Consider the following 19,098-nt stretch of genomic DNA (forward strand, 5'->3'; position numbering starts at 1 on the left):
ATTTTTTATTCCATCGAACTTTATGAAACTGATTTTACTGGAAACAGCAGAAAATGAAGCTCGCGAACGAAAAAGTGTCTCCTCTATTTTGAATTACGTTGATGACACTTTTAATTATGAAGTATGATTCAACGGAATTGAAATAAGAATAGTGACTCTTTATACAATCTGAAACTTATAAGAAAAAACTTATAGTCAAACAGCCTCAATACTAGTGTTTTCAGTAAAATGGAGATGAATTTCTTCTCCTTAATCACTTGAATCCAAACGATAAACAATATGACAAACTAATGATACACCATTCTCAAAGAAAATAACAGTTATTTATAGCTGTATTAGTGAAAAAAAGGCTCTCTGATTACATTTTCACAAAGAATCACTTCTGCACTATAACAGATACCCCCTGTTTTACAACACTGTTTCAGGTAATGCCCAATGAATTGGCGACTCTCCTAATTTCTCTAACGCTGTATTGGCTTTTGAAAATGGTTTTGAACCAAAAAATCCACGATGGGCAGATAACGGACTTGGATGTGGTGCTGTAATAATAACATGACGATTAGTATCAATCATTTTCATTTTCTCTTGAGCAGGCTTTCCCCACAATATAAAGACGATTGGCTTTTCGCGTTCGTTAAGCTTTTGAATAATCACATCTGTTAATTGTTCCCAACCTTGTCCACGATGAGAATAGGCTTGACCTGCTCGAACCGTCAGAACTGTATTTAAAAGCAATACTCCTTGTTTAGCCCAACTTTCTAAAAAACCATGAGAAACTGGGGGGTAACCTAAATCACTCTGCAACTCTTTGTAAATATTCACTAAAGAAGGCGGTGTTTTGATTCCTGGTTGTACAGAAAAACTCAATCCATGTGCTTGATTTGGACCATGATAAGGATCTTGACCTAAAATGACTACCTTGACCTCTTCGTATGGCGTTAACTCTAGTGCGGAAAAAATATCATACATATCTGGGAAAATAGTCTGTTGGCTGTATTCTTCTTTTAAAAATTCTCTTAAATGTAAATAGTATTCCTTAGTAAATTCATCTTGTAATTGTTCTTGCCAACTATTATGAATAATCGTTTTCATGTTTGAAAGCTCCTTTTCACTTTTTATCGTTGACTTGAACGGACTCATTCAACGATCATTTCATCTTCTCTTTATTCTTTTAGCATAACTAATTTTATTGATTCTGACAAGAGGATTTTTCTTGCGCTGAAATTCAAAAAACGTGGTAAACTATAGATAAGTTAAATAAACGAGGTGTAGAATATTTATGATAAAATTGATTGCTTCAGACATGGACGGAACATTGTTAGACGGAAAAATGAGTATTTCTCAGGATAATATCTCTGCAATACGTGAGGCTAAAAAACATGGCATTGAATTTATGGTTGCTACGGGACGAGCGCGGCTAGAAGCTTTACCCGCTTTAGAGGAAGCTGGCATCGACTGTGCTATGATTACCTTAAATGGTGCTCAAGTGTTTGATAAAAGTGGAAAAAGTATTTTTACTGCTGGTATCGAGAAAGCTTCAGCAAACAAAGTATTAGATCTTTTGGATGCAAACAATATTTACTATGAAGTCTCTACCAACCAAGGGATTTTTTCAGAACATCAAGAGAAAAGAATTGAAAATTTCGCTTCTCATATTGCAACAACTATGCCCCATTTAACCTACAAGGTTGCTATTGCTATGGCTTCTGCACATCTAGCATTGTTAAACATTAACTATATTCAAGATATCCATAAATTAATCGCAAAAGATGATATTGAAGTGTTAAAAATTATCGGATTTAGTATTGAGGGACCAAAAGTATTAGGACCTGCCAGTCTTGAAATCGAGAAACTAAATGATTTAATTGTGACGTCTTCTGCCCAAAATAATATCGAAATCAATCATCGAAATGCCCAAAAAGGGATTGCTGTCGCTCAAGTTGCAAAAGATCGTGGCATTCATGCAAAAGAAGTAATGACGATTGGGGACAACTTCAATGACGTTAGTATGCTTCAGTGGGCTGGAGTTAGTTTTGCAATGGGAAATGCTGAAATTGAAGTGAAAGATTACGCAAAATACGTAACCTCAACCAATTTAGAAAACGGTGTCGGAGAAGCAATTTTGCGGGCCATTCGTGAAGAATTATAACGTTAAGTTTTTTGAACTAGCAAAGGGGTGATGCTTAGTGACTGAATACTTTATCCAAGAACAACACTTAGGACTAGTTACGCGAACGATCGTAAAAGACGTTGATGGAAAATCTTTGTATTTACTTGTAGGCAGTTGGGGAACTAAAGGGGATGTCCTTTCTCTATACGCTATGAACGGGGAATTAGTTGCTAGTATTAAGCAAGTCTCCTTAATTTTTGGTTCTCGCTTTGAGCTATATAAAGGGTTTGAAAAAGTCGGAGTTTTACAAAAACTATTAAATCTTAATGCTGACTTCTACTACATTCAACACTTGAATTGGACTGTTATTGGAGACATTAGAAATCATTACTATAGCATCTTCCAAAGAAATCATAAGATTATGGACATGAATAAAACAACCCTTTTTTCTGGTGATTATTTCTGTTTAAATGTAGCAAATGATGAAAATGCCCCCTTATGTATCTGCATTGCAGCCGTCCTAGATTACTGGTTGTACAATAGAAAGAAAAAAAAGAATCGCAAACCACTCAATGATTTGCGAATCTGTTAAATAAATAGAACCTATTTAGAAGAAGGAAATCAGCGAAATTTATTCGCTGATTTCTTTTTGCATATGATCGTAAAGATGTCCACTAATTGTCATTTCAGTGATATCCTTAAATCCTTTTCTACTATATAATTTTTTTGCTGCTGGATTTTCTTTATCTACATTTAGACCTATGACTTTTTTTCCTTCACGCTTGGCAATTTCCGGTAATGCATCTAATAACTTAGAACCGATTCCTAACCCTCGGTACTTTTCATTGACTGAAATAGAGTCTAAATACCATTCGTTTGGTAAAGTTTCAGGATCAATAAACAGCTTAATATCTTGGCTTAAATCATGTTCTTTCAATGCTCGTCTTAACGGTTCATCAATGATGGGCTCATCCTCTGCTGGATATCCAAAAGCTACACCTGCTACCTCGCCGTCTTCTTCATAAACAAGACCACGTTGATAACCAAATCGGTAAATTGGATTTTTAATCGCTTCTGACAGAACGGATAATATTATTGGTTCAGAAACTTCCTCTAATAACGGCAATTCCATATCCTTTAAAATAACTAAAATTAATGGTGCAATAGCTTGACTATCTTCTTTAGTTGCAAAACGAATCATTTATATTCCTCACTTTCTCATTTTAGTTTATCATTTATCTAAGGATAAATCATGGCAGACAAGCTTTTTTTACTATCTTCTCATTATCCTTTGGTTTTAGGTAGACCATAGCTTTAATTAGCACCATTTCCTTACTTACTTTGTTACATACGGATTCTCCCTAAATTTATAGCACAAAACCATACAAAAAAAGAACAACTAACGTTCAGTTGTTCTTTTCTATCATTTATTAACGAATGACTGCTTTTAAGTTATACTTACGTCCCCAATTTATACATTGTTGAACTGTATCAAAATGCACGTCAACGATGTTCCCTTTAATGGCTCCACCGGTATCCCCAGCAATAGCCACACCATAGCCTTCGATTTCTACAATACTCCCTAAAGGAATAACGCTAGGGTCAACTGCAATGACATTACTTTGATTTCTTAAATCAATTCCAGTTGCCGTAATAAAGCCATTTCCTTCTCTCCAAGAATAGGCTGTTGACTGAACATACAAAACATTTCCGCCAGTCGAAGGGGTTTCTCCACCGCCACTATTCTCACCAGTATTTCCTGTGTTTGGTGCTTCTGGTTGAGATGGAACGGTTTGTTCAGTAGAGTTTGAAGAATTTTGTGAACTAGAAGATGATGAGCTTGCTGACTCTTGACTAGATTCTATAGCGCGTTGTTTCGCTTCTTCTTCCGCTTTAGCTTTCGCTGCAACATCCGCAATTCTATTTTTTTCTACTTGTTTTTCACTAGTAATTTGAGATAATACTTGTTCATTGTTAGCTAATTGTTCTTTCAATGCAGCTATTTGCTCATCCATAACAGATGCTTCAGACTGTAATTTCGCTTCGTTGGTTTCTAATTCTGTTTGTTTGCTTTTTACAGTTTCTTGCAATTCAGCTAATCTCTCTTTATCTTTAGACAGACCATCTATTTTTTCACGCTCTGCATTTTGCAAAACATTCATCGCATACGCTTTATGGAAGAAATCAGTAATACTTTCAGCATCTAATAGTACTTGCCATGTACGTTCACCGCCACCATTAAGCTGAACATCTTTCATACGATTTCCAACTGCTTCTTTACGTTTTGCAATACTTGTTTCTGTTGCAGCAATTTGGTTTTCTGATTCTTTTATTGTTTCTTCAGTTTTTGAAATATCCACTTTAAGTTTTTCAATTTCAGCGTATTTTTCATTAACATCATTTAAAGCTTCGTTGATATCTTGACTAACTGTCTTGCCAGTCTCCTCCGCTTTTGCTTCTTTTTCATTCAAAGCATCTAGTGACTCGGCACCAGCAACTAATGGAAGAACTAGATTGGTCATCATGATAACAGCTATAAATGGTATCAATTTTTTTACTTTCACTGAATCCAACACCTTTCCTAACTAAATCCAACTTTATCTATTATACTAATCAAAAGGTGTTTTTTCATTTCAATAACGTTACAATTCATTACAATTTGATTCAAGCGTTCCTTTCCCTGTAATATTAAGGGCAGTTCATGGCGTATTTACGCTCTTTTTAACTTTTTTTGTATTTATAAAATTACAAGTTTTTTTCGCGCATTTCTATTTTATTTTGTTTCGAAATTCCTTCATTAGCTTTCTGACTTCCTCGGGGTTTCTAATGGTTTTCAATTTCAAGTTAGGATAGTTCTGAACCATTCTTTTTTGGCTAAAATTCAATTTAGACAGGATTTTTTTCGCATTAACATTTTCTTTTAGTTCATCCAGCCAAGTTGCCTTTTCAAATTCTTTACGTTTCGCTCCTATTTCCTCTTTTAGTTCAGATAAATTTGTGGCCAATTCTGTGCGTTTTTCATTTAGATTCTTTTCTAATTCGACTTTTCTTTCCTCAATCAAAGCACTCATTTCAGCTGTAACTTTTTTGAAGGACTGCATGTTAATTAGAGTATAGACTAGATCACTAGAAATTAGCACCAATAATAGAAGCGGCAATGCAAGACCAAACCGATTCGCTAAAAATTGTTCCAAAATCAACACTTTAGGTTGAATTACTTTAACAATTAAGACACAATCAATTCCCCAAAATAAAGAAACAGGGATTGCTACTCGACCATTTATGTTCAAAGGTACATCTTTGTAATCCCACCAAGATGCGTGAAATAATTTTTCTAAAGCATAACTTGTTATATATTCTAAGACTGTTACCATAACAGCAGAAAGAATATAGAGTAAAAAAAGATTGTTCTGAAATGGATTTAAAAAGTAAAGCACACTTAAAATGCCAAAGCCATAGATCGGACAATACGGACCTATTAAAAATCCTCGATAAATAAATTTTTTTGCTTTTATCGAACAATAAATTGTCTCCCATAGCCATCCAATAAATGAATACATAAAAAATAATAAGACTACTTCGATAAATTCCTTCATATAATACTCCTTTTCTTAGAAATCTGATATCCACCGTTTCTGGCTAACAAAACAGGATTACGTTTCGCCATTTGTTTGATTTGTTATCTATTGTAACAAAATTTCTACTTTTATGCTTCGGAACTTCCTTTGAGATAGGTGTTACGTTACAATAATAACAAAGAGAGGAGACAGAACATGATTGGCTTACTGAAATATGCAAAAAAATATCAAAAACAAATTATTCTAGGCCCCTTCTTTAAATTTTTAGAAGCCTGCTTTGAATTAGTTTTGCCCTTATTTATGGCTCGTCTGATTGATTCAGGAATTAAACAACGTGATTTCAACTATATTGTTCAAATGGCTAGTTGGATGTTGGCCATGTCTGCTATTGGATTGGTCTGTGTAATTATTTGTCAATACTACGCTTCCATTGCTTCACAGGGGTTTGGTACAGAATTAAGAAATCAACTAATGAAAAAAATTAATCAGCTTTCCCATGCTGAATTAGATAGCTTAGGAACGGATACCCTTGTTACTCGTATGACTAATGATGTGAACCAACTGCAACTAGCTCTAGCAATGCTGATTCGCTTAGTGATACGAGCCCCTTTTTTAAGTATCGGTTCTGTGATTATGGCTTTTTATATTAATGTTGAGATGGGTCTTCTTTTTTTAGCCTTATTGCCTATTTTCTGCATTATTCTTTATTTTATCATAAGAAAAACGGTGCCTATTTATAAAAAAGTCCAAAGAAAAATCGATTCTCTTAGTCGTCAAATCAGTCAAAATTTAAGTGGCGTGAGGGTCATTAGAGCCTTTGCTCAAAAAGAAAAAGAGCAGGAAAAGATAAATCAAGTAACCGATGACTTATCAAAAACTTATATCCAAGTCTCTAATATTTCTTCTTTACTAAATCCTGCCACAACCTTAATCATGAATGTTGGAATCATTACTCTTTTATACATTGGTGGTATCAAAATAAATATTGGTAATCTTCAACAGGGAGAAATTTTGGCCTTAATCAATTATATGAATCAAATGCTGTTAGCTTTAATTGTTGTATCAAATTTGGTTATTATTTTTACTCGAGCATCGGCCTCAGCTTCCCGGATCAATGAGGTTCTAGAGATAGTGCCTAGCCTTCAACCAATGGCTAGTAAAGAAAAGCATACGGCTGGGAAAGGCAAAATTATTTTTGATAACGTCTCCTTCCGATACCAATCAACGGCAGGATATTCTTTACAACATATTTCATTGACCATTCCCCAAAATAGCTTTTTAGGAATCATTGGTCCTACTGGGAGTGGTAAAAGTACATTATCACAATTAATTCCTAGATTTTATGATGTAACTGAAGGAAATATTTTTGTTGATAATCTGAATGTCCGTGACTGGCCCATAGAAAAGTTGCGTCATGAAATAGCGATTGTTCCACAAATAGCCCTTTTATTTACCGGAACTATTCGAGAAAACCTCCAATGGGGAAAAGAACAAGCAACTGATGAAGAATGCTGGCATGCGTTGGAAATTGCCCAATGCAAAGACTTTGTAGAAAATCTTGAAAATGGCTTAGATACCTTTGTTTTTGAAGGAGGAAAAAATTTCTCTGGTGGACAACGTCAACGACTAACCATCGCGCGTGCCCTGATTCGTAAACCAGCTATTTTAATTTTAGACGATTCTTTAAGTGCATTAGATTATCAGACGGATGCAAATTTACGACAGGCATTAAAAAATGAATTAACAACGACTACCTTAATTATTATTTCTCAGCGAGTTAGCTCCATCCAACAAGCTGATCAAATTCTTGTTTTAAATAGTGCTCATCAAGTAGGTTTAGGGACTCATCAAGAATTATTAAAAACATCCAAGGACTATCAAGAAATTATCCATTCTCAGGAAGAGGTGATTTCCCAATGATGAACAAAAAATTTGCTTTTCATTCACTAAAACGGTTTTCACCTTATTTACTTCGATACCCAATAGAATTAGTAGCTGCTATTATCTTAGGAATTGCTAATGGTTTAACAACGGTTTTATTAACTTTCTATATGGGTAAATCGGTAGATACGATGATTGGAAAAGGCGCAGTAGATTTTACAGCGCTACTAAAGATCCTTATGCTACTAGGAATTATTTTGTTTATTACGGTTGTCAGTCAGTGGCTCATTCAATTGCTAGGAAATCGCGTTTCCTTTCTTGCTATTGCAGAGTTGCGAAAAGATGCCTTTGAGCACTTAAATAAACTACCATTAAGTTACTACGACCGAACGTCCCACGGGAATATTTTGAGCCGCTTTACTAATGACATGGACAATATTTCCTCTGCTTGCACGGCAGTTTTTAATCAAGTATTTTCTGGTTTATCCGTAATCATTATTACGTTTCTATTTATGATTCGATTAAGTCCAGTATTGACGATTGTTGTATTGGTTATGACACCTATTATCTTTATCGTAAACTGGATTGTAGCGAAAACCTCTCAAAAAGATTTCGCAGCACAACAAAGAATTGTCGGAGAAATATCAGGTTATGTTACAGAAATCGTTGGAAATCAAAAGTTAGTAAAAACTTTCCAAAGAGAAAAAGTCTCTCAGAAACAATTTGAAAGGTTCAATCAAGAACTGTATGTTCGAGGCCAAAAAGCACAGTTTTCTTCCTCATTAACAAACCCGCTTTCCCGTTTTATTGATCATCTTTCTTATCTATCTATTGGATTGATTGGCGGTTTATTGATTGTTAATAGTGCTGAAGGAATTACGATTGGTATCCTTTCTAGCTTTACTATTTACTCTTCTCAGTTTTCAAAACCTTTTATTGAATTATCTGGTATTAGTACACAAATCCAAACCGCTTTAGCAGGATTGAACCGTACTTTCGATCTGATGAATCAACCCGTTGAAAAAGAGAAAACAGAAAATAGGATTGAGTTAAAAAACTGTCGTGGTGAAGTTGCCTTTGAACATGTCTATTTTTCATACACTAAAGAAAAACCTTTAATTGAAGATTTTAATTTAGTTGCTCATCCAGGCGAAATGATTGCGATTGTAGGACAAACTGGTGCTGGAAAGTCCACGTTAGTGAATCTTCTCATGAGGTTTTATGAGGTCGATGGTGGCACGATATCTATTGACAGCATTCCTATTACTAATATAAATAAGGATAGCCTAAGAACAAGCTTCGGTATGGTCTTACAAGATACTTGGTTGTTTGATAGCTCTATTAGAGATAATTTAATTTATGGAAACCCTTCGGCAACTGAGGCAGAAATTGAAGCTGCTATGAAAAAAGCCTATATTTTTGATTTTGTTCAACGTCTACCAAAAGGATTAGACACTATGCTTGGAAGTACCGGCATTAAAATTTCAGAAGGGCAACGGCAATTAATGACAATTGCACGAACAATGATAAGTAATCCAAGTATGCTTATTTTAGATGAAGCAACTAGCTCTGTTGATACTTTAACCGAAAAATATATTCAAGATGCTTTTTTACAAATGATGGCAGGCCGTACAAGTTTTGTCATTGCTCATCGATTAGCAACAATAAAAAAAGCAGATAAAATAGTTGTGATGGATCATGGAAAAATTGTAGAAATTGGTACTCATGAAGCATTAGTAAATAAAAAAAATGGTTTCTACCATGCGCTCTACGAAGCTCAATTTGATCATTAAAAAAACAGCAAAAAAATGCACTGCCTTCTCTATGGATGTTGGAGAAGGCAGTGCATTTTTATGTTATTATTTTAAACTAGGCATTATTTTGCCAAGCATTTTCTTGTAAGGAATTTTATTTCCTAAGTAGTAAGTTGCAACTACTTGAATTGGGAAAAAGATCGTATTTTTGACAATCCTTGGAATCCACCAAATAATATTGGTAATGTCCACGCCATACATTAATCCTAACCATAACGGTGTTAAGAAAAAGTGAACAATAACTGTTACCAAAAATGTCGCCATGAAAATCCGTTTCCACGTCAACTCCTTCTTATAATAGAAAAAGCCATAAATTGCACCGGTAATAAAAGCATTCAATGTAAACCCAGGAAAGTAAGGAGCTTTTGAGAATAACAACATTCCTATTACATCTGCAATAGCACTACCGATTCCAGTCCAAAAAGGACCAAATAGAATTCCCATTAATGACTCGGGAATAAATGTTACACTCACTTTTAAAAACTGCGTTTCAATCGCAATAAAACGTGAGAGAATAACCATCATTGCAATAAGCAAGCCCATCAATGTGATCATCCGTGTTTCAATTTTACTTTTTTTCATTTTAGCATCTCCTCTAAGAGTTGCTACACAAATAAACATGCAGCGAATGCGAAAATAAAACCGCGTATAAGCCTCGTTTAACTTATCCTTCGTCCAAATAGCAACATCCCATCTATTCAGCACTTAACGCTTTATTTCCTACTCTGATTTATTTAGGCCCGAAGCCTATATGAAATATAGCACAAATCGTAATCAATCTCAAATTTCTATTCTTCTTAAAAGAACTTTTCTAAAAATAGCGACGAACTTTTCCTTTATAACTCAGATATTTTTCACCAAATTTTTCTTGACACCAGCGTTCTTCAGATAAAATAATCCAATGTGAAGAGATTTGAAAGCTAATCAAACTCACAAATAAAATCACTGATTTGGTAATAAGAACACATCCTAAGAAGAATAAAAAATAGCCTACATACATTGGATTTCTCGAAAAACGATAGATTCCCTGCGTTCTTAATTCTTTTTTTGTCGACTTTGCAAAATTAGTGGTAGAAATTAATAATAAAAGAATGCCAGCTAGATAAATAGTCCCACCAAGAATACCAATAATTGAATCAAATCTTGTTTTAAGAAAAAATGGGAAAATAATCAGTAGCGCATTGGCTAGTTGGTAAACGTAATAAGCTATTCTTTCCTTTTCTAAAAGTGGTGCAAAGTAGGCTACTTCTTTTAAAGCCGTTGGATTCAAAGCTCCCAAAATAATAAAACGAATAATTAGTAACGGAATAATTAAAACAAAGCTGTTCATCTCCCATTTCTCCTATCTAATTCAATCAATCAGTATTAAAAAATTTACTTCAATCTTAAGACCGGTAATTCTGTTTCATATTTAGAGAGTTGTGCCACAATACTCATAAAATGTTCTGTTTTTGTATGTGCTTTTAAAGCCTCTAAGCTTTCCCATTCTTCAATTAAAGGAAAAAATGATTGTCTCTCAACTCTTCATGCTGCTCGTACAAAAAGACACCCAGTTGCTTGTCTAGTTTTAGCTGCTAATTCTTCATAAAGAAACAACGCTTCTGTTAAACAACCTATTTTTATCTTTGAAGAAGCAACTATTTATCTCATGAATTTTTCGCCTGCCTAGAAAAATTTTGTTTTTCAAAATAGTACAAATCACTTTTTTAATACTTATAGTCTTTCTATAAAAAACTATGACAATTCTGCAATTAATTTCTATAATTCTACTCCACTGTCAACTTCTTTTGAAATACATACCTATACTCTTTGGACTAGTTTCAACAAAACCGAATTGTTCATATAGTTTGTTTGCAGGGCAAACTGCTATTAAACTAACATAAGCTAAGGGATCAATATATTTCTGAATATACAGCATTAATTCCATCATTATTTTTTTACCGAACCCTTTTCCTTGAAACTCGGCAGCAACTGCTACATCAACGACTTGGTAGCTTGTCCCACCATCCCCAACAATACGACCCATCCCAATTAACTCACCAGTAGATTCTTTTCTAATTGTGACTGAGTGAATGCTATTTCCTAAACCAATTTCACTACTTTTTCTTCCTCTTTTTTATAAGCCAACTTTTTCACGTAAAGCTAAATACTCTTCTACTTCAGGAACTTCTCTTTTCAACATATACTTACTCATACTTAACTCCAATCATTTTTATAAGGAACATAAAACTCTATCTTCTAAATAACCCTATTATCCATCTCATGAACTACTTCCCTAAAGTCAACAAATCCTGCCTGCAAACCTCTCAATAACACTTCAGCTGTTCCAATATTCGTTGCTAATGGAATTTCATAAACATCACTTAGCCGAATCAATGCATTTACGTCTGGTTCATGAGGCTGTGAAGCTAATGGATCTCGTAAAAATATGACCATATCTAGTTGATCTTCAGAAATCATTGCACCGATTTGCTGATCGCCCCCTAACGGGCCTGATTTAAAGCGATGGACTGCCAAACCTGTAGCTTCAGTTATTTTTAACCCAGTTGTTCCTGTAGCAAATAGTTCAAGTTCTTCTAAAACAGGTAAATAGGCCAGTGTTAACTTAACCATCAATTCTTTTTTTCGATCATGAGCGATTAATGCTATTTTCATTTTTTGTCCTCCAATCGATTTCTTCTAACCATTATAACAAACCTATCGATATTGTGCCGAATCTTTGGAAGCACCTTAGGATGTGTCTGAAAATTACTGCGACGAATATTTTCGTCAATCATAGGTAACTGGTTGCCATAAAGTCTTAATTATGCACCACATAAGCTAGATTTTCACACATTTCAAAAAATTCAGATATCATCTTTGTTTCCAAACACATCCTAGTCAACTTGACGGAAAAAACGGATTTTTCTTGTGCAACCTTACATTGAGAAAATACAGCGCTTTCAATATACTGTATATAGACTAAAAGAGGAAAGAGTGAATAAAATGGTAGAAATGGCTTTAAAACATGTATTTAAAAAATATGACAATGCAGAAAATTATTCTGTAACTGACTTTAATTTAGAGATTGCTGATCGTGAATTTATTGTTTTTGTTGGCCCTTCTGGTTGTGGAAAATCTACTACACTACGAATGATTGCAGGTCTTGAAGATATTAGTGAAGGCCAGTTAATGATTGGTGATAAAGTGATGAATGATGTCGCACCAAAAGATCGTGATATCGCGATGGTATTCCAAAACTATGCCCTTTATCCTCATATGACAGTTTTTGATAACATGGCTTTTGGATTGAAACTTCGTAAGTATGACAAAGCTGAAATAAAAAAACGGGTCGAAAATGCCGCTGAAATTTTAGGATTAACAGAATATTTGAAACGAAAACCAGCAGCCTTGTCAGGGGGACAACGCCAACGGGTTGCTTTAGGTCGTGCTATTGTTCGAGATGCTAAAGTCTTTTTAATGGATGAACCCTTATCTAACTTAGATGCTAAATTACGGGTAGCGATGCGAGCTGAAATAGCAAAACTGCATCAACGCCTAGAAACAACTACAATCTATGTTACACACGATCAGACAGAAGCGATGACTATGGCGGATCGAATTGTCATTATGAAAGATGGCTTTATTCAACAAATTGGTTCTCCTAAAGAAGTCTATGATACACCTGTCAATGTCTTTGTTGCTGGCTTTATCGGCTCACCAGCGATGAATTTTTTCAATGTCACCTTACAAAATGGCGTTATTCGTGATGGACATGGCTTGGAACTAAGTATACCAGAAGGAAAAAATAAAGTTTTAGTCGAGAAAGGCTATGAAGGGAAACCAATTATTTTCGGCATTCGCCCCGAGGATATTCATAGTGAACAAGTAGCTTTAGATACCATGAATGATGCGGTGGTTCGCTCAGAAGTAGTCGTTTCAGAACTACTTGGAGCAGAGACTATGCTATACACTAAAATTGGTGACACTGAATTTATTTCTAAAGTTGATGCACGTGACTTCCATCGCCCAGGTGAATTTGTTGATTTAGCTTTTAATATTAATAAAGCACATTTCTTTGATCCAGAAACTGAAGAAGTTGTGACCTTACCTTAAGAAATACTTTTCTTTAGAATTCCTATAAAAAAGTTGGAGCAATCTTTAGATTTATGCTCCAACTTTTTTTCGTATTCAAATTGATTTTTCCGGTATTACTTGTATATCAGAACCTATCTTTTTTCTTTTATTCGCAGCAGTAAAGACTGGTATATTAAATTGTTTGCTTAAAGCAAACGCTAAGTAGTACGCAATATTATAATCAATAAGACTATGAATTAATCCTCCAATGCCCATCAATAAGAAAATCGAGTATATGTAGCCTTGACTATAATAAGTTTCTGGCATATTCCCCATTGTATAAAAGAGGCTCACCACCACTAGTTCAATTGCAGAATGAATGACACCAATACATAAATTGAATAGCTGAAACCGTCCATTAAAAAGGATATTCTTATTTTTCGGTTTAACAATACTTGGATTTTTTTGCAAATACCATGCACCAATTACAGCGAAAACCAAATGAGAAAGTGCTCGTAACGCAATAATTGGGGTTGCAGATAAAAAGAAACCCAACCCAGTTCCCAAACTAACCGCTACAGCCATCATCGGTGAAAAAAACATAGCAATAAAAACAGGCACATGACTGGCTAAGGTAAACGAAGCTGGACCGATTGTAATTCTCGGCATCACCATAGGAATAATCATCCCCATCCCTATTAATAGTGCCGAAATTGTTAACTGTCTAACAGAACTTCTTCTCATTTCTTCTCCTCCTGAAAGTGTCAAGACACATATGATAGAATATAGTTTAAATGAAAACCGAATATGTGTCAAGACACATAAGAAGATGAACTTTTTGTCCACAAAAAAAGACAGACAAAAGTGTTTATTCTTTTGTTCGTCTTTTATTTTAGTCTATACTTTATTTGCTTCTAATTGATTACTTAGCCGAGCAAACTCTTCTAATGACAAGGTTTCACCTCGACGAGATGGCTCAATTCCCGCTACCTCTAAACTTTTTGTTAACCAAGCTTTTGTTTCTTCATCTTTACCATAGTAATGAATTAAATTATTCCACAAGGTTTTACGACGTAATTGAAAAGCCGCTTTGGTCAATTTGAAAAATTCTTTTTCACTCGTTACTTCAACAGCTGGTTTCTCTCTTTTCGTTAACTTAATAATCGCTGAATCAACATTTGGTTGAGGAATAAACACTGTTTTAGGTACGATAAACGCTACACTGGCCTCCATAAAATATTGAACTGCAATAGATAAAGAACCATAGGCTTTTGTACTAGGTTTTGCTGAAATTCGATCCGCAACCTCTTTTTGCATCATAACTACCATTTCTTGAACGTCTAAATTTGATTCAAGGAAATGCATCATAATAGGTGTTGTAATATAATAAGGTAAGTTAGCCACTACTTTAAGTGGATATTCTTCTCGAAAAGTTTCTGCTACCGTTGTAACTAAGTCAGCTTTTAATACATCTTGATGAACGACAGTCACATTATCATATGGACTCATGGTATCTTCTAACACAGGAATCAAGCGGTCATCTATTTCAAAAGCTAATACTTGTGCTGCATTTTTGGCTAATTGCTCTGTTAAAGCCCCGATACCCGGCCCAACTTCAATTACATTTGTCTGTGAGTTAATCCCAGCTGTTTCGACTATTTTTCGTAAAATGTTTGGCTCTGTCAAAAAGTTTTGCCCTAAGCTTTTCTTAAATGAAAAACCATGTTTTTTTAATATTTCTTTCGTTCTTGAAGGGGTTGCTATTTCTTTATACTCTGTCAAATTGATTCCTCCACTTTTTTCATCGCAGCAATTAGTTCTTCTTCTGTAATCCGAAACATTTTTAAGCGTTTCGTCAGTTGTTTACTATTTGTATATCCAATCCTTAACTCATCCCCGAGCTTTTCACGGCGTTCTTTCGCGTGAGTCCCTGCTATTAAACCATAATTTATTAATAGTTGTCTAGAAATTTCTTGATAATTATCAGTCTCTGCTATTGCAGTAACTACCGAATGTAGTGCTGCTAGAATTGCTTCATCACTAGCATGTTCTACCCCAAGGCTACTGCCTCTTTTTTTAGGAGCGGCTAATCGTCTAGAAAGAAACGCATGCTTTGCATCTGGAACGACTTCCATGATTGTCTTACGTATTTTTTCTCCTGAAAAATCAGGATCTGTAAAGACGATGACACCTCTTGTTTCTTGTGCGTGTTCAATTTGTTCAAGAATCTCTTCGTTGATTGCCGAACCAATCGTTTCAATTGTGTCAGCATCCACGACTTCTTGAATTCGTCGAGTATCATCTTTCCCTTCAACTACAATAATTTCTTCGATTTTAAGTTTACTGGTCATATTTCTAACCTAAACAGTTCATGAGCATTATGGGTCGTTTGTTTGGCAATTTTTTCAAAAGGTTCTTCACGAAGCTCAGCAATTTTCTCAACAACGTAACGGGTGTATCCCGGTTCGTTTCTTTTTCCTCTATACGGAACAGGGGCAAGATAAGGTGCATCTGTTTCAACTAATAATTTCTCTAGAGGAACAGCTTTCGCAACAGCTTGAACTTCTACCGCTTTTTTAAAGGTCACAACACCACTTAATGAAATGTGCATACCTAAAGCTAAAAATTTTTCCATCCACTCAGTATCACCGCTAAAGCTATGCATAATGCCTCCTATGTCTTGGATTTTCTCTTCTTTTAATACTTTATAAGTATCTTCCATCGCATCTCGTGTATGAATACTTATTGGCAAATTCATTTCTTTTGCAATCGCAATTTGGCGACGAAAAACCTTATCTTGGACTTCTTTTGGATCTTTCATCCAATAATAATCTAACCCAATTTCTCCTAACGCAACAACTTTTGGTAGGGTTAACTGTTTTTGTAACTTTTTTTCAATGGCTGAAGTATAACTGCCTGCTTCTGTTGGGTGCCAGCCGATGATACTTTGAATAAAATCATACGTTTGACTTAATTCTAAAGATTTTTCAATCGTGTCTGAGTCAAACCCAACAACTGCCATTTCTGTCACACCTAGCACTTTTGCTCTAGCAATTGTTTCGGGAATATCATCCTTAAATTGTTCCGCATTTAAATGGGTATGAGAATCAAAAATCATTTCTCGACCTCCTCTGTCTCTATACTTTATCATAATTTCTTTAAAACCACTTAATCCAAGCCATGAATTAACATTTCTATATAAGTTTCAGCCATTTTTTCTGTTGAGCTATCAGCTATTGGACGGTTCGTGCTTACTACATGGTAAACAAATCCCATCAGTGCAACTAAAAATAATTCCGCAGAATCTTCTTGACTATGATTAAAATCGCCTTGCTCTTTCCCTGATAAAATTAATTCTTCCAAAATAGCTTTTCCTTCATGATCTGGTTCCGTTTTTAAATCCTCCGTTGATCGATTGGACACTAACATTACGGCTCTGAATTTTTCAGGATACTTAGTCATTGTTTTGATGAATGCCATGGAACACAAGCGAATTTTTTCTCGTGATGTCGCTCTTGAATTCTCTGCTAACACATTCCTGACCTCATTAACGACCTCTAAGTAAACAGAAAAAGCAATACTATCTAGTATATCATTTTTATTCTCAAAGTAATTGTAAATTGTAGAAGGTGAATAAGCGATGTTGGCGGCTATTTTGCGAATAGATAATTTTTCAAGTCCTTCCGTCAAAATAATCTCCACTGCTGCATCAAAAATTTTATTTTGCAATTGTTCTTTCTCTCGGTCTTTTCGCTCTTTACTATTCAAAAAAACTCCTCCTTACTACTTATTGGATGACAAGTATTCTGAACATTGTTCATAAAATCATACTCGTCTATTATAAGCAATAAAAATAGATTATTCAAATAGCCAGAATAAACAAACTTTTAAATTAAGTAAATTCATGATAGAATAAAATTAAACACAAATGAACAGTGTTCATTTAAAGAACGACGTTCGAAATAAGGAGGAATTTACAATGAAAAAAATTATTCTTTTTGATTCGAAAAGAGGAACTACGAAAGAAATTGCCTATCAAATTGTTTCAAAAATGAATACTCCATCAGATATTTCAGCCATCGATAGAATTAGCTCAAAAGAATTAGACTCTTACGACATTATTATTTTAGGCGCCCCTGCCTACGCTGGGAATTTAAGAAAACAAACCAAGAATTTTTTATCTGAAAATATTGCTACATTAACTGAAAAAAGACTACTTCTATTTAGTTTAGGGTTACAATTCAATCCAGATGAAATTACTAAGCAAATAAATGAACTGTTTCCAAAGGAACTGATGAATCATGCAGAAATGAACGTTTTTCTTGGCGGAAAAGTAGATTTTTCTAAATTAAATGTCTTTGAACGACTCATTATGAAAAAAATTTTATCAAATAATGGCATCAATAATCTAACGAAAACAAGTTGTTATGAAAATTTAAAGTTCCAAGCTCTTGATGAATTAATTAATACCATTAATCATATATCTTAATCATTAAAGTGCCTTCTTGATTTAAAAATACCTACTTTAGTCTGATGATTTTTTTACTAAATAAAAGTAAACTGTTTTTACCATGCCTTCATAGAAAGGAGTTATCTTAGTTTGAAACGTTTTTTGGAACACGCTTCTTTAACTACATTTGTTCAACAGAATAGCACTTTTAATAAAAAGTCACAGATAAATACTGTCTGGCATTGGCTATTATTGTTTCTTTTTGGTTTGTTGGCTTACGGAAGCATCTACCAAAAATTTTTACTAATTGGACTTTTCATTGGCATTTCTGCACTCGTTAATGGGCCTTTAATGATTTTATGGGGAGCCATCTATTCTGCTCTGGTTGCCTTCTTCCCACCGATTGGAATTTTGTTATCACTGCTTTTTTTGATGATTAATTTAGGTAGTGTCGTGAAAAGCTGGCGAATCACACTAACAAGTGTTTACTTTTATCTCGTTCCGTTAGCCAGCAGTTTGCTTCAAAAGCTCATTAAAAATGAGCATCACTATCTGATATTTCTTTTTGTCTTTTTAAGTATACTAGGTTTACATTTTCTACTTAATTGGTTGTATAAACATAATAGTATCAGCCGATCATTAACTTGGCGTATTGTCTGCGTTCCTTATTCCCTATTACTTTTTCTTTTACCTAAACGCTTCCATCCATTTAAAAGAAATAAAAAAATGAGAGTGGGACAATAAACTACTATTTATAGAAAACAGAGACGATTTTGACTATTATTATCAAAATCGTCTCTGTTTTTTCTTTTGAAAGAGCTTTTCGCTCCATATGTTTTCCTAATTTTCTTAAATTTAGTGCCATAAGCGCTAAGCCAACATCAATCTTGGCGCCAAGCTTTCCTCGTAAGTGAAAGCGATGGAACGCCAAATGAGCCTTTAGATGACCGAACACAGGTTCAACTTCAATTTTTCGTCTCCGATAAATTGTTCCTGTCGTTTCATCCAAAAGCTTCTTCTTGCATTCGGCTTTAAAATAACGCCATGAATTGTTCACGAGAATCTGCCGATTCTTTCCACTCGTAGCTCTGGTACATTGGCTACGAACAGGACATTCCCGGCAATCTTCACATTCATACACTTTGAAATCTCGTACAAAGCCACCTTTGTCTTTTCTTCTACTGTATCGTTTGAAAGAGACAGGGCGAT

At 34.6% G+C, this 19,098-nt stretch carries 21 protein-coding genes, 1 pseudogene and 1 riboswitch; of the genes and pseudogenes, 7 read left to right on the top strand and 15 right to left on the bottom strand.

Going from position 1 to position 19,098, the window contains the following annotated elements; translation table 11 throughout:
• Positions 1-408: 408 nt before the first annotated feature.
• Entirely contained in the window at positions 409-1,092 is a 684-nt protein-coding gene (locus tag BCR26_RS12005; RefSeq protein ID WP_069699228.1) for a uracil-DNA glycosylase, read from the bottom strand.
• A gap of 187 nt (positions 1,093-1,279) precedes the next feature.
• Between BCR26_RS12005 and BCR26_RS12010 the strand changes: the two genes are divergently transcribed.
• Both BCR26_RS12010 and BCR26_RS12015 read left to right on the top strand, forming a co-directional pair.
• Complete coding sequence (locus tag BCR26_RS12010) at positions 1,280-2,149, top strand: Cof-type HAD-IIB family hydrolase (RefSeq protein WP_069699229.1); 870 nt, start codon at positions 1,280-1,282, stop codon at positions 2,147-2,149.
• 37 nt (positions 2,150-2,186) lie between these two features.
• Positions 2,187-2,702: an LURP-one-related/scramblase family protein gene (locus tag BCR26_RS12015; RefSeq protein ID WP_069699230.1), complete on the top strand. Its 516-nt coding sequence runs from the start codon at positions 2,187-2,189 to the stop codon at positions 2,700-2,702.
• A gap of 39 nt (positions 2,703-2,741) precedes the next feature.
• On the opposite strand, the gene BCR26_RS12020 is transcribed toward BCR26_RS12015, so the two are convergent.
• The 3 genes from BCR26_RS12020 to BCR26_RS12030 all read right to left on the bottom strand — a co-directional run bounded on the left by BCR26_RS12020 (position 2,742) and on the right by BCR26_RS12030 (position 5,706).
• On the bottom strand, positions 2,742-3,311 hold the full coding sequence (locus BCR26_RS12020; RefSeq protein WP_069699231.1) for a GNAT family N-acetyltransferase: 570 nt from the start codon (positions 3,309-3,311) through the stop codon (positions 2,742-2,744).
• Positions 3,312-3,540: 229 nt separating this feature from the next.
• Positions 3,541-4,686, bottom strand: a complete 1,146-nt coding sequence (locus BCR26_RS12025) for a 3D domain-containing protein (RefSeq protein WP_420842040.1) — start codon at positions 4,684-4,686, stop codon at positions 3,541-3,543.
• Between the two features lie 192 nt (positions 4,687-4,878).
• Positions 4,879-5,706 carry a putative ABC transporter permease gene (locus BCR26_RS12030; RefSeq protein WP_069699233.1) on the bottom strand — a complete coding sequence of 276 codons (828 nt, stop codon included), beginning with the start codon at positions 5,704-5,706 and terminating at the stop codon, positions 4,879-4,881.
• Positions 5,707-5,883: 177 nt separating this feature from the next.
• Between BCR26_RS12030 and BCR26_RS12035 the strand changes: the two genes are divergently transcribed.
• Positions 5,884-7,608, top strand: a complete 1,725-nt coding sequence (locus BCR26_RS12035; RefSeq protein WP_069699234.1) for an ABC transporter ATP-binding protein — start codon at positions 5,884-5,886, stop codon at positions 7,606-7,608.
• On the top strand, positions 7,605-9,362 hold the full coding sequence (locus tag BCR26_RS12040) for an ABC transporter ATP-binding protein (RefSeq protein WP_069699235.1): 1,758 nt from the start codon (positions 7,605-7,607) through the stop codon (positions 9,360-9,362). The genes BCR26_RS12035 and BCR26_RS12040 overlap by 4 nt, the downstream gene beginning before the upstream one ends.
• A 66-nt stretch (positions 9,363-9,428) precedes the next feature.
• Here the strand turns inward: BCR26_RS12040 and BCR26_RS12045 are convergent, their stop codons facing one another.
• The 5 genes from BCR26_RS12045 to mgsA all read right to left on the bottom strand — a co-directional run bounded on the left by BCR26_RS12045 (position 9,429) and on the right by mgsA (position 12,038).
• Positions 9,429-9,965 carry a folate family ECF transporter S component gene (locus BCR26_RS12045; protein ID WP_069699236.1) on the bottom strand — a complete coding sequence of 179 codons (537 nt, stop codon included), beginning with the start codon at positions 9,963-9,965 and terminating at the stop codon, positions 9,429-9,431.
• A 38-nt stretch (positions 9,966-10,003) separates the two neighbouring features.
• Positions 10,004-10,113, bottom strand: a riboswitch (THF riboswitch).
• A gap of 81 nt (positions 10,114-10,194) precedes the next feature.
• On the bottom strand, positions 10,195-10,713 hold the full coding sequence (locus BCR26_RS12050; protein WP_069699237.1) for a methyltransferase family protein: 519 nt from the start codon (positions 10,711-10,713) through the stop codon (positions 10,195-10,197).
• A gap of 44 nt (positions 10,714-10,757) precedes the next feature.
• Positions 10,758-10,877, bottom strand: coding sequence for an antibiotic biosynthesis monooxygenase (locus BCR26_RS19235; RefSeq protein ID WP_139124943.1), 120 nt, complete (start codon positions 10,875-10,877; stop codon positions 10,758-10,760).
• A gap of 283 nt (positions 10,878-11,160) precedes the next feature.
• A complete protein-coding gene (locus tag BCR26_RS19005) occupies positions 11,161-11,475 on the bottom strand; it encodes a GNAT family N-acetyltransferase (RefSeq protein ID WP_342669760.1) in 315 nt (104 codons plus the stop codon).
• 146 nt (positions 11,476-11,621) lie between these two features.
• On the bottom strand, positions 11,622-12,038 hold the full coding sequence (mgsA, locus tag BCR26_RS12060; protein WP_069699238.1) for a methylglyoxal synthase: 417 nt from the start codon (positions 12,036-12,038) through the stop codon (positions 11,622-11,624).
• A gap of 330 nt (positions 12,039-12,368) precedes the next feature.
• On the opposite strand from mgsA, the gene BCR26_RS12065 reads away from it, so the two are divergent.
• On the top strand, positions 12,369-13,478 hold the full coding sequence (locus tag BCR26_RS12065) for an ABC transporter ATP-binding protein (protein ID WP_069699256.1): 1,110 nt from the start codon (positions 12,369-12,371) through the stop codon (positions 13,476-13,478).
• Between the two features lie 75 nt (positions 13,479-13,553).
• Here BCR26_RS12065 and BCR26_RS12070 read toward each other — a convergent pair whose 3' ends face one another.
• The 5 genes from BCR26_RS12070 to BCR26_RS12090 all read right to left on the bottom strand — a co-directional run bounded on the left by BCR26_RS12070 (position 13,554) and on the right by BCR26_RS12090 (position 17,207).
• Entirely contained in the window at positions 13,554-14,183 is a 630-nt protein-coding gene (locus tag BCR26_RS12070; RefSeq protein WP_069699239.1) for a hypothetical protein, read from the bottom strand.
• Between the two features lie 153 nt (positions 14,184-14,336).
• The gene (gene rsmA, locus BCR26_RS12075) at positions 14,337-15,221 is read right to left on the bottom strand and encodes a 16S rRNA (adenine(1518)-N(6)/adenine(1519)-N(6))-dimethyltransferase RsmA (RefSeq protein ID WP_069699240.1); all 885 of its coding nucleotides are present in this window, start codon (positions 15,219-15,221) and stop codon (positions 14,337-14,339) included.
• Positions 15,218-15,790 (bottom strand): ribonuclease M5, encoded by a 573-nt coding sequence (rnmV, locus tag BCR26_RS12080; protein WP_069699241.1) that lies wholly within the window; start codon positions 15,788-15,790, stop codon positions 15,218-15,220. Before rnmV ends, rsmA begins: the two co-directional genes overlap by 4 nt.
• Entirely contained in the window at positions 15,787-16,557 is a 771-nt protein-coding gene (locus BCR26_RS12085) for a TatD family hydrolase (RefSeq protein ID WP_069699242.1), read from the bottom strand. The genes rnmV and BCR26_RS12085 overlap by 4 nt, the downstream gene beginning before the upstream one ends.
• Before the next feature lie 50 nt (positions 16,558-16,607).
• Positions 16,608-17,207, bottom strand: coding sequence for a TetR/AcrR family transcriptional regulator (locus BCR26_RS12090; RefSeq protein ID WP_069699243.1), 600 nt, complete (start codon positions 17,205-17,207; stop codon positions 16,608-16,610).
• Between the two features lie 211 nt (positions 17,208-17,418).
• Between BCR26_RS12090 and BCR26_RS12095 the strand changes: the two genes are divergently transcribed.
• Positions 17,419-17,928, top strand: a complete 510-nt coding sequence (locus tag BCR26_RS12095; RefSeq protein ID WP_069699244.1) for a flavodoxin domain-containing protein — start codon at positions 17,419-17,421, stop codon at positions 17,926-17,928.
• Positions 17,929-18,039: 111 nt separating this feature from the next.
• Positions 18,040-18,633, top strand: a complete 594-nt coding sequence (locus BCR26_RS12100; protein WP_069699245.1) for a hypothetical protein — start codon at positions 18,040-18,042, stop codon at positions 18,631-18,633.
• Here BCR26_RS12100 and BCR26_RS18090 read toward each other — a convergent pair.
• Positions 18,555-19,098: pseudogene (locus BCR26_RS18090) on the bottom strand (transposase); the annotation flags it as partial. The gene BCR26_RS12100 and the pseudogene BCR26_RS18090 overlap by 79 nt on opposite strands.

The organism is Enterococcus rivorum (assembly GCF_001742285.1).
In the GTDB taxonomy this organism is placed as follows: Bacteria; Bacillota; Bacilli; order Lactobacillales; family Enterococcaceae; genus Enterococcus_L; species Enterococcus_L rivorum.